Source organism: Bacillus sp. BC05(2025) (assembly GCF_056725905.1).
This window is the reverse complement of record NZ_JBWYRA010000009.1, coordinates 79,624-104,871: the sequence shown is the minus strand read 5'-3', so window position 1 is coordinate 104,871 and position 25,248 is coordinate 79,624. Positions and strand designations below refer to the sequence as shown.

The window sequence follows — 25,248 nt, the reverse complement described above, 5'->3', positions numbered from 1 at the left end:
GGTAGGAACCTTTTTGTTTAATCAAATTTTAATTTCTTTAATGCTTCTGCGAACGGATTGTTTAATGGTTCTTCTTCTTTATTCTGTTGTTTCATATATTTTTGAACGTCACGTTTATCAGCTTTGTTTCCAGACTCTTTTTTACGTCTCTCTTGGAACGTAGAAAGTTTTTCGCGATAGCCACATTTACATGCGAAGATTTGTCCTGCACCTTCACCACGTAATTCTAATTTCTTCTTACATTGCGGACAGCGAGCGTTTGTTGTACGAGATACATTTTTACGATGACCACATTCACGGTCTTGGCAAACGAGCATTTTTCCTTTTTTGCCGTTTACTTCTAGCATTGGTTTACCACAGTCTGGACAAGACTTCGTTGAAATGTTGTCATGTTTATATTTTTTATCACTCGATTTAATTTCAGATACAATTTCTTTCGTATAGTTCTTCATTTCTGAAATGAACATTTCTTTTTTTAGTTTACCTTTTGCGATAGCCTCGAGCTTTTGTTCCCACTCACCAGTAAGGGTAGGTGATTTTAACTCTTCTGGCACTAAATCAAGTAGCTGACGGCCTTTTGAAGTAATGTGAATATCTTTACCACGTTTTTCAATTAAGAATGAATTGAATAGCTTGTCGATAATATCGGCGCGTGTCGCTACAGTACCTAATCCACCAGTTGATTTTAACGTATCAGCAAGTTGTTTATTTTGCGTATCCATATATTTTGTAGGATTTTCCATTGCTGAAAGTAAAGTTGCCTCGTTAAAACGTGCAGGTGCTTTCGTTTGGCCTGATGTTTGCATAATTAACTTTACAGTTAATGTGTCGCCTTTTTCAATGCGAGGTAGAAGTTGCTCTTTTACGTCATCTGTTACATCATCATCTTCAAAGCGATTTTCGTATACTTCCTTCCAGCCGGCATGTAAAATTGTTTTTCCGCGTGCAATGAACGTTTCATTGCCAACTTTTGTGCGTAACGTTAGTTGTTCGTATTCGAATGCTGGGAATAAAACGGCTAAGAAACGTTTGACAACTAAATCATAAATTTTACGTTCTTTATCTGTGAAGGCAGAGAAATTAACGTATCCTTCTGTCGGAATAATTGCGTGATGATCGCTTACTTTACTATCATCAACAAATGATTTATTAGCCTTGATAGGCTTTTGTAATACTTTATGTGCTAAAGGACGGTACTCTCCAACTCCGCACGCCTTTAGACGTTCTGGAAGTGTTCCAACAATATCAGATGAAATATAGCGTGAATCTGTACGAGGGTATGTTAGCACTTTATGTTGCTCATACAATTTCTGCATAATGTTTAATGTTTCTTTCGCAGAGTAACCGAACTTTTTATTTGCATCACGTTGTAATTCAGTTAAATCGTAAAGACCAGGAGAGAATGACTTCTTCTGTTTTTTATCAATTTCCACAACAGTAGCATTATGCTTATCTAAAACTTTTACAATATCATCAATTTTTTCTTTATTAAAACTACGGCTATTGCCGTTTGCATCTTGCCAAGTTAATTTTAACTTATCAGTTGTTTGCGCTTCGATACCGTAGTAAGTTTGAGCTTTGAAGTTCTTTATTTCATCTTCACGATTAGCGATCATAGCGACAGTAGGTGTTTGCACACGGCCGCAATTCAGCTGGGCATTAAAGCGAGTCGTTAAAGCGCGAGTCGCGTTAAGACCGATATACCAGTCAGCTTCTGAACGTGCAACTGCTGAAGCGTATAAATTGTCATATGCTTTACCTGGTTTTAAATTTGCAAAACCATCTTTAATTGCTTTATCAGTAACGGATGAAATCCATAGACGTTTAATTGGTTTGTTAATTCGAACCTTATCAATAATCCAACGAGCGACTAATTCTCCTTCACGCCCAGCGTCTGTTGCTACAATAATTTCATTTACATCTTTTCTAAGTAGCTGACTTTTTACAGCATTAAATTGTTTCCCAGTTTGTTTAATAACCGTTAATTTCAAACGCTCAGGTAGCATAGGTAAATCTTCTAAATTCCACTTTTTATATTTCACATCATAGCTTTCTGGATCTGCTAATGTAACAAGATGACCTAAAGCCCAAGTTACAATATATTTACTACCTTCAAGGTAACCATTTCCTTTTTTATCGCACTTCAGTACGCGAGCAATATCACGTGCAACGGAAGGCTTTTCAGCGATTACAACGCTTTTTGACATATTTAAAACATCCTTTCAAATTTCCATACGTTAACTATAGCATACATCTTCTTGAGATTCAGTTTCGCTCCAGATTTGAACGTTTTTTAATGGGATAACATCTGTTTGAAAGTGAATGATGGTGACAGAACATAATATGCACCATGATGAGACTGTGAGAAATAGATAGTTATTATGCGTATTGTTTTATTTGTTGCTTCTATATTGAATAGAAAAGTAAAGAACTTGTTATTTTACTAGAATAAGAGTAGACTTTGAAGTAGAAGAATACTAAACACATGGGAGTTTGTGGATGCAAACTGAGAGTATGACTAATCCGTCATTGACCATTTGAACCTGTTGGATAATGCCAGCGTAGGGAGAGTGTAAAAACACATGTTCAGGCACTTTGCGTACGCGCAAAGTGTCTTTTTGTGTATCTCCCATCACTATAGTTAGGAGATGAGAAGGATGAATATGAAAGAAATTAGTAAAGTAGTGGATTTGGTGAGAGAGTCTAATCCGCTCGTTCATAATATTACAAATGTTGTTGTCACAAATTTTACAGCTAACGGTTTGTTAGCGTTAGGAGCATCGCCTGTAATGGCATATGCAAAAGAAGAAGTAGCAGAAATGGCTAGCATTGCTGGGGCGCTTGTTTTGAACATGGGTACACTTCGTCCTGACGAGGTAGAAGCGATGTTACTTGCTGGTAAATCAGCAAATGTGAACAATGTACCAGTACTGTTTGATCCAGTTGGTGCAGGAGCAACATCGTATCGAACAGAAGTTGCGAGACATATTCCGGCTGAAATCGAGTTAGCAATTATTCGCGGAAATGCAGCTGAAATAGCGAACGTTATTAATGAGAGATGGGAAATTAAAGGAGTAGACGCTGGTGCTGGGAATGGCAATGTCGTAAGTATTGCAAAACAGGCAGCAGATGAACTAAATACAGTTGCGGTAATTACTGGAAAAGAAGATGTTGTTACAGATGGAGAGCGAACAATCCTTATTCAAAATGGTCACCCTATTTTAACGAAAGTTACGGGAACTGGTTGTTTACTAACTTCTGTAATAGGAGCATTTGTAGCGGTAGAAAAGGATTATGTAAAGGCGGCAGTAGCAGCATTAACATTTTATGGTGTAGCTGCGGAACTGGCAGCTGCCAAGACGGTGGAAAAAGGACCTGGTAGTTTCCAAATTGAATTTTTAAATCAGTTAGCGAATACTACTTCAGGTGATATAGAGAAGTATGGGAAGATTGAGGTTATATAATAAGGAGGGAAAATAAATGTCGCGTATTTCAAAGGCAGAAATGTCTAGGTTGTTATCAGTATATTTTATTATGGGAAGTAACAATTGTACGAAGGATCCACTGCAAGTATTGAGAGATGCACTTGAAGGCGGTATAACAATTTTTCAATTTCGTGAAAAGGGCGCAGGCGCTTTAACGGGAGAGAAACACATTTGTTTCGCAAAAGAACTACAAGCAATTTGTAAGGAGTACGGTGTACCGTTTATCGTAAATGATGATGTGGAGCTAGCTCTTGAGTTAGATGCAGATGGCGTACATGTTGGACAAGATGATGAAGGGATTACTTCTGTTCGTGAAAAAATGGGGGATAAAATTGTTGGTGTATCTACACATACAATTGAAGAAGCACGCTGGGCGATTGAAAACGGAGCTGATTATTTAGGTGTCGGCCCTATTTTCCCAACGAATACGAAAAAAGATACGAAAGCTGTGCAAGGAACGAAAGGTTTAGCTCATTTTAGAGAACAAGGAATTACAATACCGATCGTCGGGATTGGCGGCATTACAATTGACAATACAGCTTCAGTTATAGAAGCGGGTGCAGACGGTGTTTCCATTATTTCTGCGATTAGTTTAGCGGAATCTGCGTATGAAAGTACGAAGAAGCTAGTAGAGGAAGTAAGTAAGAGTTTGTAGAAGAAGGCTATGTAGTATTAAAATGCTGCATAGCTTTTTATTTTTTGATATTGATATTTAGAAAAAGGGAGGGGATTGTTTGAAGCGGAAACAGTTTGTAGAGTTGCAAAATGAGTTGTTTCGTTTATTTAAACAAACGTTTGATTAAAAAAGCACAAACCCTTTAAATTTGTAGGTTTGTGCTTTTTCTTTAAAACATAATTGATATTAGGAGCATTCCAATTCCGATAGAAGTGAATGTGGCGATTAGGCCTGGAATCATAAAGCTATGATTTAAAACATATTTACCAATGCCAGTTGTACCAGTGCGATCAAAGTTAATGGCAGCAACGATTGTTCCATAGTTTGGAATGAAGAAATATCCATTTACTGCAGGGAACATCGCGATTAGTAGTGCTGGTGGAATACCGAGTGATAATCCAAGAGGCATTAAAGCACGTACTGTTGCGGCTTGGCTATATAGTAAAATAGATAGAATGAATAATGCGATGGCAAATAGCCATGGTGCACTTGTTACTAGGTGCTGAATTGATCCTTGAATCATATTTAAGTTTCCGTTAAAGAAAGTATCTCCCATCCAAGCGATACCGAAAATAGCAACAACTGCTGTTGCCCCTGCTTTAAAGACGTTACCAGATACGATGCTTTCTACATTTGGTTTACAGAAAATAATAATAAGAGCTGCGATCGTTAACATAACCATTTCAATTGTGTTTGGCATGGAAAGACGAACTAACTTCCCGTCGACCATCCATCCTGGACGAAGTGCTTCAAATGAACCGAGAAGTACGACAAGAAAAGTTCCTACTAGGAAAAGGATAACTGATAATTTAGCGCCTTTTACACCGATAAATTCTTTTTTCTCTTCAATATTAGGAATCATTCCTTCTTTTAATCGTTTTAAGTATTCAGGGTCTTCATTTAATTCTTTCCCCATCTTGCTAGCAACAAATGCAGCTATCATACAAGCGATAAAAGTAGAAGGGATACTTACTTTTAAAATATCTAATAAAGTGATTTTATAGTCAGCTAGCATTGCTAAAAGTGCAACCGTTGCAGCTGATATAGGACTAGCTGTAATTGCTTGTTGAGAAGCGATTACGGCAATTGACATTGGTCGTTCCGGTCTAATCCCCGATTCGCGAGAAACTTCTGCGATAACAGGAAGTACAGAATAAGCAACGTGACCAGTTCCTGCGCAGAGTGTAAATAAATAAGTAACAATTGGAGCAAAGAATGTAATGCGCTTTGGATTTTTTCGTAATGCTTTCTCAGCCAGATGAACAAGGTAGTCCATTCCTCCAGCAGCTTGAAGTGCACCGGCAGCTGTAATCACCGCTAAAATCATAAGCATTACATCAATAGGAGGAGCTGTAGGTTGTAAGTGGAAGACGAAAACAAGTATTGCCATACCAACGCCACCCATCACTCCTAGACCAACTCCGCCTAGACGTGCGCCAATAAAAATGCAGAGTAGTAACGTAAGAAATTGTAGCCAAAACATGATAAACTACCTCCGAAATTCATTAGTTAAGATATATTTGAATAATTTAATTTGAACGAAAATTAAAATAAATACTCAAAATAATCCTTGTGTTTCATACATTTTTTATTATATAACACAAGAAATGTAACATTCACGTACTTTGTTAAATTATTTCGAAAAAATAATTCATTGAAACTATACATCTGCATCTCTAAATAGGTAGACATTTTAATTTTTATGTTGTAATCTTTGATAGAGAATAATTTAATTCTCATAGAACTCCCATATCGTTCAACTCGTTCAGCGAGAAAGGCAAACTGATGGAAACATTAGGACGCAAAACTACAGGAGCTAAGGCCGAAAGGCTATGCTAGCCAGTTACCGGACGGATAGGGTTGGTCTTGACCAATGCTCTTTTCATTGGTCTTTTTTTTATTTACAAACAAATGAGAACCTTAATCAATCGTTAATAAGGTTTATATTTTAATAATTTCACTTTATATTAAGTTAAGTAAGAAAGGTGATGGTAATGAAAAAATATTGGCACAAGCTATCATTTCTTCAAAAAAATGTATTGTTAACTGTGTTAGTTATTTTGACGCTTGTTGGTACTATGGGAGCGTTAAGTTTTAACATGTTTCAAAATAGTATGATGTCTATGTTTGAAAGGCATTCTTTTGAAACAGGAGATACGGTATTACATAAATTAGACGAAGAAATAGTGAGAGATGTTACAAAAGACCCAGTGGCACAAAGAGAAAAGAGAGAGAAGTTAACAGAGAAATTAGATGAAGCAACGGAAGAATTGAATAGTGTTGGACAAACGTATATTGTTGGAGCAAAAAAAAATGAAAAAGGTGAGTTACTAATCGTCGACTTGTCTACAGACTTAGCAAATGTTGTTGAAGTAAGGCCGGGAGAATATTATAAACAACCAGATCTTTGGATGAAAGCATACGATAAGGTAATGAGCACGAAAAAAGCAAACATGACAGTAGTATATGAAGATCTATTAGGAACATGGGTAACGATATTAGAGCCAATTAAAGATGGAGACGGAAATATTGTGGCAATTGTTGCAGCCGATGTAGATGCTTCTATTGTTCCTATTACAAAAGAAAAATTCATTATACAAGGTTTAATGTTTATTTGTATTTCTGTTTTAATTGCAACTGTTATTCAATTTTTAATTGTACGTAACGCTCTTGCTCCATTACGGGATTTACGTGAAGGATTGCGCAGAATCGGTGAAGGTGATTTGAGTATTAAATTGGAGGAAAGACCAGATGATATTGGTATTATTAATTCGTATTTTAATAATACTATCGAGAAGTTTAAAGGAATTATAGATAAAGTGAAGCAGACAGCAGAACAGGTTTCCTCATCTTCACAAGAATTGTCAGTGAGTACGAAAGAAAATAGCATGGCAGTCCAAGGAATCGTAAGTTCTATAGTTGAGTTAAGGGCTGGCGTTCAATTACAAGAAACGTCAGTACCAAAGTATTTAGATATTGTATATGAAATGGAAGATAGGATGGAAGAGATAACTAATATTGCAAAGCAAATGACGAAAGAGTCTGAAGGTACGAAGCATCATTCAGTAAAAGGAAATGGTATTATTGAACAGACGATGAATCAAATGAACATAATACAAAATGCAGTACAAAATTTATCTTCTATCATTCATTCTTTGGAAACGAGATCAAAAGAAATTAGTGATATTGTAAATGTAATTACGAGTATTTCAAATCAAACGAATTCGCTAGCTTTACATGCTTCTATCGAAGCTTCACATGGTGAGGCAACCGGAAAGGGATTTGCCGTTGTTGCTGATGAAGTACGTAAATTAGCAGAGCAGACGGAAGTATCAGCAAAAGATATAGCGAAATTAATAGAGGAAACACAAGTTGAAACAGAAGAAGCTGCTGTTTCAATACAAAAAGCTTCAAAAGAAGTAGAATCCGGAATGAAACTTTTTCAAAGTAGTGGTGCTTTCTTTGAAAAAATTTCAAAATCTGCACAATCTGTTACAAATCAAGTTAGAGTTGTTTCTAGTAATTCAAGTGATATATTGCAAAATAGCCAAAATATTGTTCGTGTTGTAAATGAACTATCACTTATTGCAAATACGTATGCAAATAGTAGTAATAATATTGAAGAAAGTTTGAAAGAACAGGAAATGTCTGTACAAGATATTGCTGAATTAGCTAGTTCTTTAAGCTGGCTTTCACAGGAGTTACAAGAGTTAATAGGGGAATTCAAAAGTTAATTGAAATGATTATACGTGCTTTTGTTTGTTCAATAAAATAAATCATGCTACAATGAAAACGAATTAAGGACCGGGGAGCCAATTGGCTGAGAGGATGTAAACAAACATCGACCCTCAACCTGATCTGGATAATGCCAGCGTAGGGAGTTACTTAAAGTAATGTAGCATATGTTATTCTATAATAACTTGCATACAAGGCTTTCCTACGCAGTAGGAAAGCCTTTTCTTGTTTTAATATTTCATTTTATAAGGGGGATTTTACTATGTCACAACAAGTTACAATTTCATTTTCAGTAGTACCACAAGCGAAGAACAAAGATGTGTATTCTGTTGTTGATAAAGCAATTGAGGTTGTACAACAATCGGGAGTTCGTTATGAAGTAGGGGCAATGGAAACAACGCTGGAAGGAGAATTAGATGTACTTCTTGATGTCATTAAACGTGCACAACAAGCATGTGTGGATGCTGGAGCAGAAGAAGTAATTACTTCTATTAAAATCCACTATCGTCCAAGCACTGGTGTAACGATAGATGAAAAAGTTTGGAAGTACCGTGATGAATATGCAAAACCAGAAGCAATCTAAACTAATTACAACAATTTGGCTTATCCTTCTCATTGCGATATGGGAAGGATCTGTTTCATTATTTAAAATTGAACCTTGGATTTTACCGAAGCCTTCAGCCATTGTTCAAGAATTAATTGGAATGAAAGATTTACTATTACCAAATACGATACAAACGCTGCAAGAGGTTATAATTGGACTGTTCATTGCGATTTTAATTGGGACAAGTATTGCAATTATTATGGATGTTATCCCTTTATTTCGTATTTTAATAAATCCGTTGCTTGTTATTTCGCAGACAATTCCAATCGTTGTACTTGCACCGTTATTTATTATTTGGTTTGGATATGGAATGCTACCGAAAGTAATGGTAGTCATACTCGTTTGTTTCTTTCCGATTGCGCTTAGCATTTTAGAAGGTTTTCAAACGGTAGATAAAAATATGTTGAAGTTGTTGCAAACGATGAAGGCAACGAAATGGCAAGTTTATCAGAAAGTAAAGTTTCCAGCAGTGCTTCCATACTTTTTTTCAGGGTTAAAAATTGCAGTTACATATAGCGTAATGGGAGCGATTATTGGAGAATGGCTCGGTGCCAGTGAAGGATTAGGAGTTATGCTTACGAGGGCTACGAAATCCTTTTTAACAGCCCGAGTATTTGGTGTTGCAGCAATTATTGTTATGGTGACATTATGTCTGTATTTTATCGTGGAGTTTATGGCAAGAATAACAGCACCATGGATATATAGAAAGGACGGCAGAAAATGAAAAAAGGTTTAAAAGTTATGTTGGCTGCCTTATTAGCGGTAGGTGTGGTTGGATGTAATCCGACCAAGAAAGAAGAAAGTGCAAGTAAAGATCAAAAAGTAAAAGTAGTATTAGATTGGTTTCCGAATACGAATCATACTGGCTTATATGTAGCGCAAGCGAAAGATTATTATAAAAAGCAAGGCTTAGATGTAGAAATTATTCAGCCTGGTGATAATGTGACAGCGGAGCAAATGATAGCTTCAGGAAAAGCTGACTTCGCAATAAGCGCACAAGAAAATGTAACGCTGGCTCGTGTGGAAGGTATTCCTGTTGTGTCTGTAGGAGCGATTATTCAGCATAACACTTCAGCTTTTGCATCGCTTAAGAAAGATAACATGACTTCACCGAAAGATTTTGAAGGCAAACGTTACGGAGGCTGGGGAGGACCAGCAGAAGAAGCTACATTAAAGACAATTATGGAGAAAAATCAAGCTGATTTTAATAAAGTTGAAAAAATCATCTTAGGACAAACAGATTTCTTTAAATCAATCGGTCGAGATGCAGACTTTGAATGGATTTATTACGGATGGGATGGAATTGAAGCGAAGCGCCAAGGAAAAGAGTTAAATACGATTATGGTGAAAGACCTAGATCCAGCGCTTGATTTCTATAGTCCTGTTATGATTACGAGTGAAAAACATACGAAACAAGATAAAGACTTTGTGAAAAAATTTATGAGTGCAACGACAGAAGGTTATAACTTTGCAATTAAAGAACCGAAAGAAGCTGCTGATATTTTAATTAAAGCTGTTCCAGATGTAAATAAAGACTTAGTACAAGAAAGTCAAAAGTGGTTAAGTACGAAGTATCAAGATGATGCAAAAGCATGGGGAGTACAGAAGGAAGAAGTTTGGAAGAATTACATGAATTTCTTATATGATAACAAAGTTATTAAGAAGAAAATTGATGTGAAAGATGCCTTTACAAATGAGTTCCTTCCAAGCGAAAAATGAGCGGATTACAAATAAAAGATATTGTAAAATCTTTCGATGGAAAGAATGTATTAGCAAATATTAGTGCTTCTATACAAGAAGGAGAGTTTGTTTCCTTTGTAGGACCGAGTGGTTGCGGGAAAAGCACATTATTAAATATGATTGCAAATGTTGAAAATCCAACAAGCGGGAATGTAACGTATAAGGATAAGCACGTACAAGAGCAAGATGTCGTAAGTTATATGCCTCAACAAGATTTATTACTACCGTGGCGATCAGCTTTGCAAAATATAGTGCTGCCATTGGAAATCGAAGGGAAACCGAAAAAACAAAGGCTCACAGAAGGAATGGAAGCATTAAAGCAGTTTCAGCTAGATGAATATGCAGATCATTATCCAGATGAATTGTCTGGTGGTATGCGCCAAAGGATTAGTTTTCTGCGCACATATTTATGTGAAAAACCAATTATGCTACTTGATGAGCCTTTTGGGAAATTAGATGCCTTTACAAAAATGGAAGTACATAGCTGGCTTTTGAACTCTTGGCATCAAGAGAAGCAAACAATTGTTATGGTTACACATGACTTAGATGAGGCAATCTTGCTTTCGGATCGCGTATTTATTTTATCTCAAAGACCAGCATCAATAGTTGGTGAGGTACAAGTGAAATTACCTAGACCACGAACGATGGATATGTTAACATCACTGGAGTTAAAGAAGGATAAGGAAGAAATTCTGAGGGTATTAGCTCCTTATATGAAAAAATAGAAAAAGTCTTTTAACAGTTTTTGGTATAATTACTGTTAAGAGGCTTTTTTGTATAGGGGGAGAAAGATGAAATCTATAGAGCAAATAGTTGATTCGTTAACAGCTGATAATCTTGAAGAAGGAAAGTCCTTATTAAAAAATTATATTTTATTAATGAAGTATGGTATGGAACATCATGAATTAAAAGAAGAAGAAATGATAGAAGTTTTAAAGTGGGTTCAAGGCCGGGATCAATTGAGAAAAGATGTTCCAGAATTATGTGATTTACATTTAGTTAAAAAGTTTCAAGCGTTATTAGATGAATTTATTCATTCTATAATTACAAATGGTTATGTGGAAGATGCGGTAGAAATTCTAGAGAGTGTATTAAAAAGTATGGGAGCAGTCGCTCATATTGTAAAATTTATGTTTGTTGGCAAAAGGAAAGTTAATAGAAATTCTTTAGAAATGGTAGAAGAGTTAAAACGAGAGTGCTACAACTTAATGGAAAAGCGTGCTGCTGTCGGGTTGCATGCTCAAATCTTTCACGTTTTAGGTTTCGTTCATTCGATTCAGTTTGATTTAGAAGAAAGGTCACAGGAACATGGGCGAAGTGTAATAGGATTTTTAACAGATTTTAAAACGAATGAATTGAAGTCTGTGCAACAATTTCAAACTGAAGATCATATCCCAGAAGTGAAAAATATAGTGAGTAAAGAGTATGGGATAGAATTACAAAGAAGAATTTACATGTGGAAATCGTTAACAATTATCTTTACAAGTCCATATGCATTAGAAAAGATGTATAAAGAAATTTATGCAGAGAACGATAAAACGGAGAAGGAACAAAAAGAACAATAGAGAATAGAATATAAAAGAGTAGTTTATACTCTTAATATAACAAATGTTAAAGGAGTGAAAGGATAAAATGACTTTATCAACTGTTCTTCAAATGGTTTTAGTTTGATAAGGGAGAAGTCTGCCCATTTTTAACGATTAAGCTAAATTGAAGACAGCAGGTAAAGAACCTTAATCCTTTTTTACGATAATATGTAATGGGTAAGGTGTATTCACCTTACCCATTTTTTATATGCATAATTAAATAAGGCTTTATCCCACTTTAATGGGCAGTAAGACCCCCACCTCAAAATTCAGCGAAAGCAAAGAAATTAGGTGGGGAATCAGCTGCCCATTAAAGTCCGGTTGGTTCAACTATTAATTAGTGGGGGATGAAGACCACCCCACTGATTAAAGTTTTACTTTATACTGTTGCTTTCTCTATTTAGCTTATGAACCATAAGTAAAGGAGAGAAAAACATGAGTATATTAACAGTAGAAAATGTAAGTCATTCGTATGGTGAGAAGACCATTTTATATAATGCGTGTTTCCGGCTATTAAAGGGCGAGCATGTTGGATTAGTAGGGCAAAATGGAATTGGAAAATCAACATTGTTAAAAATTTTAACAGGAGAACTTATACATGATGATGGGAACATTGAGTGGTTCCCGCATGTGAAGGTAGGTTTCTTACAGCAGCATATTGATTTACAAGAGGGAATCACAGTTGAAAGATATTTACAAAGCGCATTTTCGGATTTATATACGATTGAATGCGAAATGTTAAAAATTGCAGAAGAAATGGATGGAGCAGAAGAAATAGAAAAACTGTTAGTAAGGTATGGAGAATTACAAACTATATTGGAAAGTTCTAATTTCTATCAAATTCATACAGAAATTGATGAAGTAGCAATCGGTTTAGGTTTACTTGAAATAGGTTTAAAAAAGGATGTTTCACAGTTAAGCGGAGGACAACGAACAAAGTTATTACTTGGGAAGCTCCTTTTAGAAAAAGCTGATATTTTATTGCTAGATGAGCCAACAAACTATTTAGATACAGCTCATATAGAATGGTTGCAATCGTATTTGAGACTGTATGAAAAAGCTTATGTGATCATTTCTCATGATGAAGTATTTTTAAACAGTATTACGAATGTGATTTATCATCTAGAAGGAGGGAAAGTGAAGCGATACGTAGGGAATTATGAACAGTTTATGCAAAGTTACCAAGTGCAAAAGAAACAATTACAATCGGCGTATGTGAAACAACAAAAAGAAATCTCTCACTTAGAAACATTTATTCAAAAAAATAAAATTCGAAAAGCGAAACAGGCTAAAAGCCGAGAGAAAGTATTGGAGAAAATGCAGAGGGTTGAAAAGGTTAATCCTGTAACTCGATCACGTTTTGATTTCAAAGTTTATGAGGAGCCAGTGAGTCGTATACTACAAGCTGAGAAACTAAGGATAGGTTATAGTGATCCATTATGTCCAGAGTTGAATTTACAAGTGAAAAAAGGAGAAAAGATAGCGATTGTTGGTCATAATGGAATTGGAAAAACGACGATGTTAAAAACGTTATTAGGCAAAATAAAACCGCTAAGTGGTTCAATTTCTATTGGAGAACGAGTAAATGCTGCTTATTTTGCCCAGGAAGAGTTTGCTTCAGAAATAACACCATTAGAGAAAATTTGGGCAGAACGACCAGATATGACAAAGAAAGAAGTGCGCCAAGCATTGGCGAAGTGTGGATTAAAAGAAGAACACGTATTAAAACCGATTCGTTTATTAAGCGGCGGGGAACAAACGAAAGTACGTTTATGCGAACTGATTGTAACGAAAAGCAATGTTTTGATTTTAGATGAACCAACTAATCATTTGGATATAGAAACAAAGAAGTCTTTACAGGAAGCGTTACAACAATATAAAGGAACAGTTTTACTTGTCTCACATGAGCCTTCTTTCTATGAAGCGTGGATAACAAAAGTATGGAATATAGAAGAATGGAACGCTGAAAAATATGAATAAAGAAAAGGCATTAGCTTGTATAAGCTAATGCCTTTTCTTTGTGATTAACATGATTTTCGAGAACTCTTACATGAGAATTGTATGAAGAAGCACTCTTATGGTGCGCTTATAAGCGTGCTTTTTCTTTTGTTATGTTTATATTTATAATAATACTAGATGCCTTTCCCTAATAGGCGACTATCTTTCTTTATATATGTAGATAGTTTGAAATGGAATAAAAATAATTCCTATATGTAAAGGATAATGTGATTAGTATAGGAAGACAATAGAAATTAAAGGGAATTCATGTAAAATTCAGATGAACTTCACGCAAACTTCATATTGGAAATTAAATATAATTATAATAGGTTATTATAATGTTCAGTTGTGATTTTTCATAAAATTAAAAGTTTGAATTTAGGATAGAGTACTTAAACCTAAATTCAAACTTTAGTGAAATAATTAATGGAGGTTACGTTTAGTTTTCGCTAATGGATGCATTTACAAGCTCAGCAGGATTGCCTGTTCCTGCCCCTCCGATTGTAACGGATCCTCCAGGAGGAATTTCACCATTCCATCCTGCATTCGTAATTACGTAATGATTATTTATTTTACTATTAATTTTAGAATCCCAAACTTGTGTTAAATTGCCGTTGTAATCAAATTCTAATTTCCAATTTTTAATAGGGGTCGTTCCACTATTTTTAATTACAATCGAGAAGTTGTAGCCACTTCCCCAATTTGAAGTGACTGAAAAGGTAGCAGTCCCATTTCCATCAGGAGGTGTTGTGTTCGTATCATCTGTTTTTACAAGAATAGAAGTAGGCTGTGATTTATTCCCAGCAGCATCTTTTGCTATTATTGAAAATGTGTATTCTGTATTAGATTTTAAGTTTTTAATTGTAATGCTATTTGTTGTTGTACTCCATTTCTCTTCTCCGGCAGTAATTTCATATTCCGTAACTCCTACGTTATCAGTAGATGCAGTCCAATTTAATTGAACGGAGTTTGAATTTTTATTTGTAACAGCAATATTTTTTACGTTTGTTGGTGATTCAGTATCTTTTTGAGTAATAGGTCCACCAAGTATCTCTTTTACTAACGTATCAAGTAATTTAGGTCCACTACAACTATATTTTGGACTTGTACGGCAATCCCCGCTTAGCTCCCAAAACATTGCACCACTTAAACCCTTTGTTTTTATATAGTCTGTTTTATATTTCATAGATTCACTGTCATCATAGCTAATAAAGGTTCCTGTAGTCGCATTATATAAATAAGGTACCTTCGCTACATCGTTCCAATAGCGAACAAAACCATTCTTATTAACATAATTAGCTGCTAAATCACCATAATCGTACACACCTGTGTCACCGGTAGAATAATCATCCCAAGTACCTTTAGAAGCGAGCTTTCCATCACTACCTGGTTTACAAGGTTGGTATTGTCCGTTATTTTCTTTTCCACAACTTTTCCATCCACGCCCGTAAAAAGGTACGCCTAATACGAGTTTATCTGCTGGAACATCTTCATTTGTATAAATATCTATTGCACCATCTACGTAAAATTTCGTATCCGCAGCTGGGTCATTTGGGTCTTTGTATAGAGCTGCATTATGGTTAGAAGTAGCTTCCCATCCACCGTGGAAATCATATGTCATAATATTAATCCAATCCAGTATTTGAGAGATTTTCTTTAGCTCTGTATGATCCGCATAACGCTGGCTTGCACCTGACGCGATTGTTAGTAAATATTGTTTCCCATCTTCTGCAGTAGCTTTCGTTAATGCATTTCGAACATCTTGAAGGAGTAGGGTGAAGTTTTGCTTATCTTCAGGACGGTAACTACCACCAGGAATCGTCTCAACGCCCGGGTATTCCCAATCTAAATCAACACCGTCAAATCCATATTCGCGAAGAAAAGCAACTGTGGATTCAGCGAATACTTTTCTTGTTTTTTCATCAGCGGCCATATCAGAAAAGCGGTTAGACCAAGTCCAGCCACCAACGGAAATAATTGTTTTTAAGTGAGGATACTTAGCTTTTAATCGTTTCAGTTCTCCAAAATTACCACAGCGGGCGTATTTATCACAATCTTCCCAAGTTGTACCTGATCCCGGATAAGATTTTGTGACATCAGCCCATGGTTCACCGAGTACGAGAGTACCATTAGGAACCTCTTTATTTTGCAGTGGTACACCAGATTCTTTACAGTTCCACGTTTGTTTATTTGGATTATCGGGGTGAGTAGAAGGGTTTCCATGTTTTCCATTCCAGCAAATATCAGCGAAAGCATAGTTTAAATGAGTTAGCTTTGATGCATCAATGTCTGCAACTTGATAATTACGCCCGTAAATGCCCCACGAAGGAAAATACCCAACAATTTTTTGACCTTGCTTTGGTGAATCTGCTAATGCGAAATTTGGATTAATAAAGTTTGTGAGAAAAAGAGGTAAGAAGAGTAGTAGGGATAGTAATAGCAGCGTGAATTTTTTTGATCTCATAGTCATTTCTCCTTTCAAAATAAAAGATATATTTAAAGGCTTACGCCAATAAACCAAAATGAATCTAGACGTATGAAGCGTCTAGATGAAAATGATCAGACATCACGAAGTCTATACAAGGGAGCTGGGGATGATTAAATCGTAGCAAATGTAAGATTTTGTGTAAACGCTTTATTGGATTCAAAAAGACTTTCTCAATATGAAGTGGCTCTAATACGGATTACACATGAAAATAAAATATTGATTAGGGAAGAAAAGGCTTCTTGGAATTAAATTTGAGAAAAAATTGTATGAAATCAATTTGTAATAGCGTAGCGAGATGAGAAAATATCATGTAAAATAATAGTAAAAATATGTAAAGGAGCGAATGGTGTGGATGTCTTTTTGAACATTGCTGAAGAAAAAATTCGACAAGCAATACGGAATGGAGACCTTGATCATATTCCGGGAAAAGGAAAACCACTACAATTAGAAGACCTTTCAACGGTACCTCCAGAACTGAGAATGAGTTATAAAATTTTAAAAAATGCGGGCATGATTCCGCCAGAAATGGAACTACAAAAAGATATATTAAAAATAGAAGACTTAATTGCGTGCTGTTATGATGAAGCGGAGAGAAAAAAATTACAAGAAGAGTTAACAGCAAAAACGCTGCGTTTTCAGCAGGTAATGGAAAAGAGAAAAATTAAAGATAGTTCGGCTTTTCGTATGTATCAAGATAAGGTATTTCGTAAATTACGTTAAGAGGGATAAGATGAATACATTTGAAACGATAGAAGAATTAGCAACATATATTGAAAGACAACAATTAGTACTGCTCTTTATTAAAACGGAAAATTGTGGTGTCTGTGATGTTATGCTAAGAAAAGTAAATGGTGTATTAGAGAATTATGATTACGTAGAGAAAGTAGAAATATTACTACAAGACATGCAAGAAATTGCAGGGCGATATGCAGTATTTACAGGACCAACAGTTTTATTATTTTATAATGGAAAAGAGATCCTTCGTGAATCTCGTTTTATTTCACTTGAAAATTTAGAGAGAACTATTCAATTATTCGAAGATTAAGGGAGGTTTTTATATGGAATTTATTATTTTCATACTATTATTTGTTGTAGTTGGAATAATTGTAACAGCAGTTCGATCGAACAAAAAGAAGGTAAATCTTACGAAACAAAATAACATTCATAATTCATCTAACAATTCATCACCATTATTTTTCTTTGCTGGATCTGATAATGATAGCTCGCACGATGGAGGCTCACATGATTGCGGAGGATCTTTCGGTGGAGATAGCGGAGGGAGCTGCGATGGAGGCGGAGGTGGCGGTGATTGATGAAAATGCGCCTTATATAGGCGTATTTCTTTTTAAAACAAACGTTTGATTAGTTGGCTTACATATGCATAAAAACAGTTAAACAAACGTTTGATTACATATCTTTAACGTACTAAGGGGAATGGAAATGAAAAGGGAACCGAAAGTGAAAAACAAGGGAAAAGTAATGTTGTTTTTATTAGCTGCGGGAGGTGTATTTCTTGTTAAATTAGGATTTAAAATTGGAATAATACATATGATTCGAACGTGGTTTGAAAGTACATTTTCTTAAATAAGGAATATAGCCTCTTGCGATAGAGGTTTTTAATTTGTTATTATTAGACTGAACGGTCGGTTTAAAGAGGTGTAAATATGAGAAGAAGCGCAGAAGAAATAAAGAAAGAAATTGCATATAAAGCAGAAAGTCTGTTTTCGCAGAAGGGCTATGCAGCTACATCTATGGAAGAAATTTGTGAAATTACAGAGAGAAGTAAAGGAAGCATTTATTATCACTTTAAAAGTAAAGAAGAATTATTTTTATTTGTAGTAAAACAGCATACGTATGATTGGCTTGAAAAATGGAATGAAAAAGAGAAGTTGTATAGTACGAATACTGAAAAACTATATGGTCTCGCGGAATATCATGTAGAGGACATACAGCAACCCATTTCAAATGCAATAGAGGAATTCTCTATGAGCCAAGTTGTAAGTAAAGAGATTTTGGATGAACTATTGGCTTTAACTAGAGAGTCATATGTTATGTTTGAGAAACTAATTGAAGCAGGCATACAGTCTGGAGAGTTTCGTGAAGATAATACGCGCGACCTTATGTATATTGTGAATGGATTATTATCGGGGCTTGGAGTACTTTACTACGAGTTAGATTATAAAGAGCTACAACGTATTTATAAAAAGGCAATAGATGTATTGTTAAAGGGAATGGCAGCTGAATAATAAGTCGGTTGCTTTTCTTACAAAATAAATTAGACCGAACGGTCGGTTTATGGAAGGGGAATGAAAATGAACGCTTTATTTAAAAACCGAGCATTTATGCTCGTTATGGCATCTGATATTTTACAACAATTTGCAATTTGGATCAGAAATATGGCTCTTTTATATTTCATAATGGAGCGAACGAATAATGATCCAGTTTCAGTTTCGTTGTTATCGGTTATGGAATATGCACCTATTTTTATTTTCTCGTTTATCGGTGGTGCACTAGCTGATCGCTGGAACCCGAAAAGAACGATGGTTGCTGGAGATGTATTAAGCGTACTGTCTATTATAGGAATTGTCTTGTTGTTAAAGCTAGATTATTGGCAGGCTATATTTTTTGCAACACTCATTTCCGCGATTGTAGGTCAGTTTTCTCAGCCATCATCTTCTCGTATATTTAAGCGCTACGTAAAAGAGGAACAGGTAGCAAATGCGATTGCATTTAACCAAACATTACAGTCATTATTTCTGATTTTTGGACCAGTGGTAGGATCGCTTGTGTATACACAACTTGGTTTATTTACGTCACTATATAGTTTAATCATTTTATTTTTGTTATCTGCTATCGCCCTTTCGTTCTTACCAAAATGGGTTGAAAAAGAGCAAATGGCGAGGGATTCATTAAAAAATGATATAAAAGAAGGTTGGAAATACGTTCTTCATACAAAAAATTTACGTATGATTACGATCACTTTCACCATTATGGGCTTAGCTGTTGGACTAACGAATCCATTAGAAGTGTTTCTTGTAATAGAACGGCTTGGAATGGAAAAGGAAGCAGTTCAATATTTAGCCGCAGCTGATGGGATAGGTATGTTAATCGGTGGTATTGTTGCTGCAGTTTTCGCTTCAAAAGTGAATCCGAAAAAGATGTTTATATTCGGTATGAGCATATTAGCGATGTCATTTTTAGTAGAAGGGATATCTACATCATTTTGGATTACTAGTTTTATGAGATTTGGAACAGGTATTTGTTTAGCATGTGTTAATATCGTTGTCGGTACGCTTATGATTCAACTTGTACCAGAAAATATGGTTGGAAGAGTAAATGGAACAATCCTGCCACTGTTTATGGGGGCAATGTTAATTGGAACTTCACTAGCTGGAGGATTGAAGGAGATGACCTCACTAGTTACTGTATTTTGTATAGCGATGGCCCTTATTTTATTTGCTATAGGACCGGTTCTACGCATGCAAATAAATAAAGAAGATGTCGAGAATAAAGAGGAACTAACAAGTTCGTTAGCCTCGAAATAACTATTGTAAGGGAGCAAAATTGCTCCCTTTTTTTGTGGTAGTCTTTTGACAATGAAATGTACCGATTATATACTAATGTTGTAAAAACGATTTTACATGTTAGGAGAAAAGATGTGAAAAATCAAATTTATGAATTACGCACTGAAAATAATATTTCACAAGGTGCATTAGCTGATAAATGTAAAGTTTCAAGACAAACGATAAATGCAATTGAGAATAATAAATATGATCCAAGCTTAGCATTAGCTTTTCGTTTAGCGGAAGTATTAGGAACAACTGTTGATAAACTATTTTTGTATAAGATGTAGCGTCTTTCATTGTGGGACGTTATTAATAAAAGTATAGAAAAGATCCTCTTCTTATGTGAAGAGGATCTTTTTCTTATAGTGTTTTAGTCTTTGGATTAGGTGGTGTAACGGATGTATGATTTTCTGGAACTCTAGTTAGTAAGAATCCCCCGATAAGGAACAGTACAATAATGCTAAGGACACCAGCGTTTGTTTTTCCTGTTAATTGCGTTGTGACACCGACTAATACTGGACCCATAATTGCGGCAAACTTGCCAAATATGTTATAAAATCCGAAGAATTCATTTGCCGATTCTTTAGGTACTAGTTTTGCAAAATAGGAACGGCTAAGTGCTTGAATCCCCCCCTGAGAAGTGGCAACTAACATTGCTAAAATCCAGAAATCGAGTGTCGTTTTTAAGAAATAAGCATATGTGCAGATAATGATATAAATAATAATACCGACATATAGCATCTTTTTACCTGTAAATGTTTCTGATAATTTTCCGTATAATAAAGCGAATGGACAAGCTACAATTTGTGTGACGAATAAGATGATTAATAGATTCGTTGCACTAATACCAAGATCTGTTCCGTAAGCGGTGGACATAGTAATAATTGTATCGACCCCATCAATATAGAAAAAGTAAGCGATTAGGAACATGAATACAGTTTTATATTCTTTAATATTTTTAAAAGTATCAGCAAGGCGTTTGAAGCTCATTGTGATTGGTCTAGGGTGACGTTCAATATAGTGTGTTTGCTCTACGTTTTTTAGCATTGGAATTGTAAATAACCCCCACCAAAGAGCTGTTATCGCAAATGAAATTTGACTAGCAATGCCAACAGATAAAGGGATCGTTCCTTTTTGAGCAAGAATAATAAGAGCGATACAACCGATGAAAGGAATAGTACTCCCAATATAGCCCAGTGCGAAACCTCGCGTAGAAATTCGATCCATTCTATCTTCAGAGGTAACATCTACTAAAAATGCATCATAAAAAATGTTTGCTCCAGCAAAACCGATTAATGCGAGCATATAGCACCCTAGCAATAAGTACCACTGAGATGCTGGGACGACTGCTAGCATACTTGTAAATACAATGCCAAGTCCAAAGAAGAATGTGAAAAATCGTTTTTTAAATCCTTTATAATCAGCAACTGTGCCGAGAATAGGGGCAAGTATAGAAATTAAAAGTGTAGCGAACGAGTTTGCATATCCCCAATATGCTGTTGAAGTTGCACCAGATAGCCCAGCTTCTTTTGCAGCTGCCTTAAAGTAAATTGGGAATAATGCAGTTGTAATGATGAGCGAATATACGGAGTTCGCCCAATCGTATAATATCCAGCTTTTTTCTTGTCTGGACATTTTTTTCATATAGTGTTCCCCCTTAAATTTGTTCTACTAACAGTCTACAAAAATAAAAATTATAAAAAGAGAAACAGTGATGATTTTTACATAACTTTTACATATATAAACAGTTCTTTACAATTGGAGTAAATCCTCTACAATGGACCCGTCTGTTTCACCTAAGTGTAAACCGAGTAGTCTCGCGATCGTTGGACCTTCATCAATAAGTCTCATATACGGGATAGTAACGCCGCTTTTTATCCCTTTCCCAGCAGCGATAAAAATTGTTTCATAGTTAGGTTTTGTTGGGGAGTATCCATGTGTACCAAATGTATATTTTTTACTAGGCATAACGTCTTTTTTTGTAATCTCTTTTATAAAATCTCCTGTATAGTTTTCAGTGAAATAATATCCTTCTCGCGCTTCCAACATAAATAAACAATTACCATCGGCACCGCAGTCTTTTGCAGATTCATCATGAAGTATAAATTCAATTCCATTTTGTTTATTTTGAAGTAGTTCTTCAAGTAGTAGTTGTACGTCTCGAATGGTATCAGTATCGTTCTTATCTTTCACATATACATAGGCAGATCCATCACAACTTTGACAATAGGCCTTCCAGTCTACTAATTTTCCTTTTGAATTTATAGATATAAGCCCTTTTTGATGAAATAGTACATTTAATTGAATGGCTTTGTTTTCACTTAAAGCGCTATGGTCACCAAGAGCGATAATTGTACTTTCTTCGTATAGATCACTGTCTTTTAAAGCTTGAATAATTTTTCCTAGCCGTTCATCGTGTCTATAAATTGCAGCTATCGTTTCTTTTGATTCAAAGCCGTGATAGTGTCTTTGGGTGTCTAAATCTGTGAAATGTACAAACATGATATTCGGCTTCTTCGTTTGGATTGTATGCACAGCAGAAGCAAGTACGAAATCATCGAGTTCAGGTTGTGACAGGCCATTTCGTATATGGCCAAAGCGGTGATTCAATTCTAATTGGTATAGTGGGCTACCACTAAATAATGAAACTAACACTTGATTTTGCCACGGTCTATTTGGAAAAATTTCAGGCAAATTATAATTAATATTTGCCCTGCCAGTAACAGGCCATAGAAGGGCGGCTGTCGTTAAATTTGCTTTACGTGCTTCATCGTATAACGTTGTTCCTTTAATAGATTTTCGGTACCAATGCCAATCTGGTGACTCACGTCCAGGTTGAAGTAATGTATTGCTAACTACGCCATGTTTATTAGGATAGTTTCCAGTAACGATTGTTGAGTGACTTGGGTATGTTACAGAAGGATAAATAGGTTCCACTTTTGTTACAGTCGCGCCCTTATTTATTAATGTTTGGAAATTAGGTAGTTTTTGTAATATAGGAAAATCTAAAGCTGATAAGCAATCGAAAGATAAAATAATGACACGGTTTGTTAATGCTTTATCCATAAAATTCCCTCCTGATTATATAAAATATATTCTTATATATTACTATTAATACCTGGTGATAAAAATATAATTTTAAGGTGAAAATTTATTGTTTATTTTCAGAAAAATTAAACATATAATTAAGTATAAGGGAATGAATGGAAGGAGGAAAAACAATGGAGTGGCTAGATGGATTTGGTATCTTTTACATCATTGGTGGAATTACGATTATCCTTGTATTTGCTATTTCGTATTTATTAAAGAAACAGTTTCCAGACAAGCAGTTTGATATTATATTTGCACTTAGTTTAATACTTCTTTGCTTAGCATCCTTTCCGATTTCAATGATGGTGATTGGTGGATGGGAAGGAATGGGATATGGATTTGTTGGTTTCTTCGTTTTACTTGGCACACTTATCGGTATGATTGCACATCAACTTTTAAAAATCACGAGAAAAAGCTACGTATAAAACTGAAAAAAACGAAAAGAATATATAAAAATGAGAAAATTAGCTATTGTTTTAAAAAAGAATTTGTATTATGATAATCAACAAATTTATTTCGTTATAACGATGAAAAAGGATTAGTACATGTTCAACCTTTTTAGCAGAGAGAGAATCCAACCGGCTGAAAGATTCTTAAAAAGGAGATATGGAACCTACCTTTGCGTTCTGCATATGCAGCGGGAATTTCCCGTTATCAAAAAGAGAGCATGCGCAATTTTTGTGCATGAATCAGGGTGGTAACGCCGGCGAAGCTCGGTCCCTATTTAGGGACGCGGGCTTTTTTGTATTTTCTAGAAGGAGGAAGACTGACTATGGCAAAAGAACAAGTACAAGCGATTACGAAGATGGAAGAGGACTTTGCACAGTGGTACACAGATATTGTAAAAAAAGCAGAACTTGTTGATTATTCAAGTGTAAAAGGATGTATGATTCTACGCCCGTACGGCTATGCCTTATGGGAAAATATGCAGAAAGTGATGGATGAGAAGTTAAAAGCAACTGGTCATGAAAATGTGTATATGCCAATGTTTATTCCAGAGAGTTTATTGCAAAAGGAGAAGGATCATGTAGAAGGATTCGCTCCTGAAGTAGCATGGGTGACGCATGGCGGGGATGAAAAGTTAGCGGAGAGACTTTGTATACGCCCTACATCTGAAACTTTATTCTGTGAGCATTTTTCAAAAATTGTGCAATCGTATAATGATTTGCCAAAGTTATATAATCAGTGGTGTTCAGTAGTTCGTTGGGAAAAGACAACGAGACCATTCCTTCGTACAACGGAATTCTTATGGCAAGAGGGTCATACAATTCATGAAACGGCAGAAGAATCGCAAGCTGAAACATTAAATATTTTAAATCTATACGCTTCTTTCTGTGAAGATTACTTAGCGATACCGGTAATTAAAGGACAAAAAACAGAAAAAGAAAAATTTGCAGGCGCAAAGGCAACTTATACAATTGAAAGCTTAATGCATGATGGAAAAGCACTTCAAACAGGAACATCCCATAACTTTGGAACGAATTTCTCTGAAGCATTTGATATTAAATTTTTAGATCGTAACGGTAAGTGGCAATATGTACACCAAACATCTTGGGGAGTATCAACAAGAATGATAGGTGGACTTATTATGGTTCATAGTGATAATAATGGTCTTGTAATGCCTCCTAAAGTCGCACCGGTGCAAGTTGTTATCGTACCGATTGCTCAGCATAAAGAAGGAGTTTTAGCGAAAGCAACAGAGTTACAAGGACATATTCAAAAGGTTGCGCGCGTAAAAATAGATGCTAGTAATAAAACACCAGGCTGGAAATTTAATGAGTATGAAATGAAGGGCATTCCAATTCGATTAGAAGTTGGTCCTAAAGATATTGAAAAGAATCAAGTTGTACTTGTAAGAAGAGATACGAAAGAAAAAGAATTTATATCAATGGACCAATTAGAAGAACGTATTCCAGCACTACTTGAGGAAATTCATCATTCTTTATTTAATAAGGCGAAAGTATTCCGCGATGAGAATACGTATAGTGCGACGAATTTCGAAGAGATGAAAAAAGTAGCTGATGAAAAACAAGGATTTATTAAGGCAATGTGGTGCGGAGAATTAGCTTGTGAAGAGAAACTAAAAGAAGAAGTTGGAGTATCTTCTCGATGTATGCCTTTTGAGCAAGAGCGTTTAGCTGACGAATGTATTTGTTGTGGTAAAGAAGCTAAACAAATGGTGTATTGGGGAAAAGCGTATTAATATTCTTTCTGATAGGTGATAAAAAGGACTTTGGGTTGTCCAAAGTCCTTTTTCATTTTTACGATTTATTTCATGTA

At 35.4% G+C, this 25,248-nt stretch carries 23 protein-coding genes, 3 riboswitches and 1 other annotated feature; of the genes, 18 read left to right on the top strand and 5 right to left on the bottom strand.

Features of this window, described 5'->3' with window-relative positions; genetic code table 11:
• Positions 1 to 17: 17 nt before the first annotated feature.
• A complete protein-coding gene (gene topB, locus ACZ76X_RS22865) occupies positions 18 to 2,207 on the bottom strand; it encodes a DNA topoisomerase III (RefSeq protein WP_479851762.1) in 2,190 nt (729 codons plus the stop codon).
• 268 nt (positions 2,208 to 2,475) lie between these two features.
• A riboswitch (TPP riboswitch) is annotated at positions 2,476 to 2,585 on the top strand.
• 72 nt (positions 2,586 to 2,657) lie between these two features.
• On the opposite strand from topB, the gene thiM reads away from it, so the two are divergent.
• Both thiM and thiE read left to right on the top strand, forming a co-directional pair.
• Positions 2,658 to 3,464, top strand: coding sequence for a hydroxyethylthiazole kinase (thiM, locus tag ACZ76X_RS22860; RefSeq protein WP_479851761.1), 807 nt, complete (start codon positions 2,658 to 2,660; stop codon positions 3,462 to 3,464).
• 16 nt (positions 3,465 to 3,480) lie between these two features.
• Positions 3,481 to 4,140 carry a thiamine phosphate synthase gene (gene thiE / locus ACZ76X_RS22855; RefSeq protein ID WP_479851760.1) on the top strand — a complete coding sequence of 220 codons (660 nt, stop codon included), beginning with the start codon at positions 3,481 to 3,483 and terminating at the stop codon, positions 4,138 to 4,140.
• Positions 4,141 to 4,330: 190 nt separating this feature from the next.
• On the opposite strand, the gene ACZ76X_RS22850 is transcribed toward thiE, so the two are convergent.
• Positions 4,331 to 5,644, bottom strand: a complete 1,314-nt coding sequence (locus tag ACZ76X_RS22850) for an anaerobic C4-dicarboxylate transporter family protein (protein WP_479851759.1) — start codon at positions 5,642 to 5,644, stop codon at positions 4,331 to 4,333.
• A 283-nt stretch (positions 5,645 to 5,927) separates the two neighbouring features.
• Positions 5,928 to 6,012: riboswitch (cyclic di-GMP riboswitch) on the top strand.
• Positions 6,013 to 6,155: 143 nt separating this feature from the next.
• Here ACZ76X_RS22850 and ACZ76X_RS22845 point away from each other — a divergent pair.
• From ACZ76X_RS22845 to ACZ76X_RS22815, 7 genes are all read left to right on the top strand, one after another.
• Positions 6,156 to 7,895 (top strand): methyl-accepting chemotaxis protein, encoded by a 1,740-nt coding sequence (locus ACZ76X_RS22845; RefSeq protein ID WP_479851758.1) that lies wholly within the window; start codon positions 6,156 to 6,158, stop codon positions 7,893 to 7,895.
• Between the two features lie 61 nt (positions 7,896 to 7,956).
• Positions 7,957 to 8,058, top strand: a riboswitch (TPP riboswitch).
• Positions 8,059 to 8,158: 100 nt separating this feature from the next.
• Positions 8,159 to 8,479 carry an MTH1187 family thiamine-binding protein gene (locus tag ACZ76X_RS22840; protein ID WP_000082898.1) on the top strand — a complete coding sequence of 107 codons (321 nt, stop codon included), beginning with the start codon at positions 8,159 to 8,161 and terminating at the stop codon, positions 8,477 to 8,479.
• A complete protein-coding gene (locus ACZ76X_RS22835) occupies positions 8,451 to 9,224 on the top strand; it encodes an ABC transporter permease (protein ID WP_479851757.1) in 774 nt (257 codons plus the stop codon). The genes ACZ76X_RS22840 and ACZ76X_RS22835 overlap by 29 nt, the downstream gene beginning before the upstream one ends.
• Positions 9,221 to 10,219 (top strand): ABC transporter substrate-binding protein, encoded by a 999-nt coding sequence (locus tag ACZ76X_RS22830; protein WP_479851756.1) that lies wholly within the window; start codon positions 9,221 to 9,223, stop codon positions 10,217 to 10,219. Before ACZ76X_RS22835 ends, ACZ76X_RS22830 begins: the two co-directional genes overlap by 4 nt.
• Positions 10,216 to 10,965: an ABC transporter ATP-binding protein gene (locus ACZ76X_RS22825; RefSeq protein ID WP_342717210.1), complete on the top strand. Its 750-nt coding sequence runs from the start codon at positions 10,216 to 10,218 to the stop codon at positions 10,963 to 10,965. Before ACZ76X_RS22830 ends, ACZ76X_RS22825 begins: the two co-directional genes overlap by 4 nt.
• Positions 10,966 to 11,031: 66 nt before the next feature.
• Complete coding sequence (locus tag ACZ76X_RS22820; protein ID WP_479851755.1) at positions 11,032 to 11,805, top strand: hypothetical protein; 774 nt, start codon at positions 11,032 to 11,034, stop codon at positions 11,803 to 11,805.
• A gap of 456 nt (positions 11,806 to 12,261) precedes the next feature.
• Entirely contained in the window at positions 12,262 to 13,806 is a 1,545-nt protein-coding gene (locus tag ACZ76X_RS22815) for an ABC-F family ATP-binding cassette domain-containing protein (RefSeq protein ID WP_479851754.1), read from the top strand.
• 457 nt (positions 13,807 to 14,263) lie between these two features.
• Here ACZ76X_RS22815 and ACZ76X_RS22810 read toward each other — a convergent pair whose 3' ends face one another.
• The gene (locus ACZ76X_RS22810) at positions 14,264 to 16,288 is read right to left on the bottom strand and encodes a glycosyl hydrolase family 18 protein (RefSeq protein WP_479851753.1); all 2,025 of its coding nucleotides are present in this window, start codon (positions 16,286 to 16,288) and stop codon (positions 14,264 to 14,266) included.
• A 372-nt stretch (positions 16,289 to 16,660) separates the two neighbouring features.
• Here ACZ76X_RS22810 and ACZ76X_RS22805 point away from each other — a divergent pair, with 372 nt between their 5' ends.
• From ACZ76X_RS22805 to ACZ76X_RS22775, 7 genes are all read left to right on the top strand, one after another.
• Positions 16,661 to 17,032 (top strand): DnaJ family domain-containing protein, encoded by a 372-nt coding sequence (locus ACZ76X_RS22805; protein ID WP_098668797.1) that lies wholly within the window; start codon positions 16,661 to 16,663, stop codon positions 17,030 to 17,032.
• Positions 17,033 to 17,042: 10 nt separating this feature from the next.
• Positions 17,043 to 17,357 carry a thioredoxin family protein gene (locus tag ACZ76X_RS22800; RefSeq protein WP_479851752.1) on the top strand — a complete coding sequence of 105 codons (315 nt, stop codon included), beginning with the start codon at positions 17,043 to 17,045 and terminating at the stop codon, positions 17,355 to 17,357.
• A gap of 13 nt (positions 17,358 to 17,370) precedes the next feature.
• A complete protein-coding gene (locus tag ACZ76X_RS22795) occupies positions 17,371 to 17,625 on the top strand; it encodes a hypothetical protein (protein WP_071729602.1) in 255 nt (84 codons plus the stop codon).
• Between the two features lie 127 nt (positions 17,626 to 17,752).
• A complete protein-coding gene (locus tag ACZ76X_RS22790; RefSeq protein WP_000817976.1) occupies positions 17,753 to 17,896 on the top strand; it encodes a hypothetical protein in 144 nt (47 codons plus the stop codon).
• Positions 17,897 to 17,976: 80 nt separating this feature from the next.
• Positions 17,977 to 18,558 carry a TetR/AcrR family transcriptional regulator gene (locus tag ACZ76X_RS22785; RefSeq protein ID WP_001254436.1) on the top strand — a complete coding sequence of 194 codons (582 nt, stop codon included), beginning with the start codon at positions 17,977 to 17,979 and terminating at the stop codon, positions 18,556 to 18,558.
• Positions 18,559 to 18,624: 66 nt separating this feature from the next.
• Complete coding sequence (locus tag ACZ76X_RS22780; protein WP_479851751.1) at positions 18,625 to 19,857, top strand: MFS transporter; 1,233 nt, start codon at positions 18,625 to 18,627, stop codon at positions 19,855 to 19,857.
• 56 nt (positions 19,858 to 19,913) lie between these two features.
• A complete protein-coding gene (locus ACZ76X_RS22775; RefSeq protein WP_002078892.1) occupies positions 19,914 to 20,165 on the top strand; it encodes a helix-turn-helix transcriptional regulator in 252 nt (83 codons plus the stop codon).
• 73 nt (positions 20,166 to 20,238) lie between these two features.
• Here the strand turns inward: ACZ76X_RS22775 and ACZ76X_RS22770 are convergent, their stop codons facing one another.
• Both ACZ76X_RS22770 and ACZ76X_RS22765 read right to left on the bottom strand, forming a co-directional pair.
• On the bottom strand, positions 20,239 to 21,522 hold the full coding sequence (locus tag ACZ76X_RS22770) for an MFS transporter (protein WP_479851750.1): 1,284 nt from the start codon (positions 21,520 to 21,522) through the stop codon (positions 20,239 to 20,241).
• Between the two features lie 108 nt (positions 21,523 to 21,630).
• A complete protein-coding gene (locus ACZ76X_RS22765) occupies positions 21,631 to 22,944 on the bottom strand; it encodes an alkaline phosphatase family protein (protein WP_479851749.1) in 1,314 nt (437 codons plus the stop codon).
• Positions 22,945 to 23,099: 155 nt separating this feature from the next.
• Here ACZ76X_RS22765 and ACZ76X_RS22760 point away from each other — a divergent pair, with 155 nt between their 5' ends.
• Together ACZ76X_RS22760 and proS are read left to right on the top strand one after the other, a co-directional pair.
• On the top strand, positions 23,100 to 23,393 hold the full coding sequence (locus ACZ76X_RS22760; RefSeq protein ID WP_479851748.1) for a YesK-like family protein: 294 nt from the start codon (positions 23,100 to 23,102) through the stop codon (positions 23,391 to 23,393).
• A 93-nt stretch (positions 23,394 to 23,486) separates the two neighbouring features.
• Positions 23,487 to 23,693 (top strand) — a binding site (T-box leader).
• A 47-nt stretch (positions 23,694 to 23,740) separates the two neighbouring features.
• Positions 23,741 to 25,171 carry a proline--tRNA ligase gene (gene proS / locus ACZ76X_RS22755; protein WP_479851747.1) on the top strand — a complete coding sequence of 477 codons (1,431 nt, stop codon included), beginning with the start codon at positions 23,741 to 23,743 and terminating at the stop codon, positions 25,169 to 25,171.
• Positions 25,172 to 25,248 lie beyond the last annotated feature (77 nt).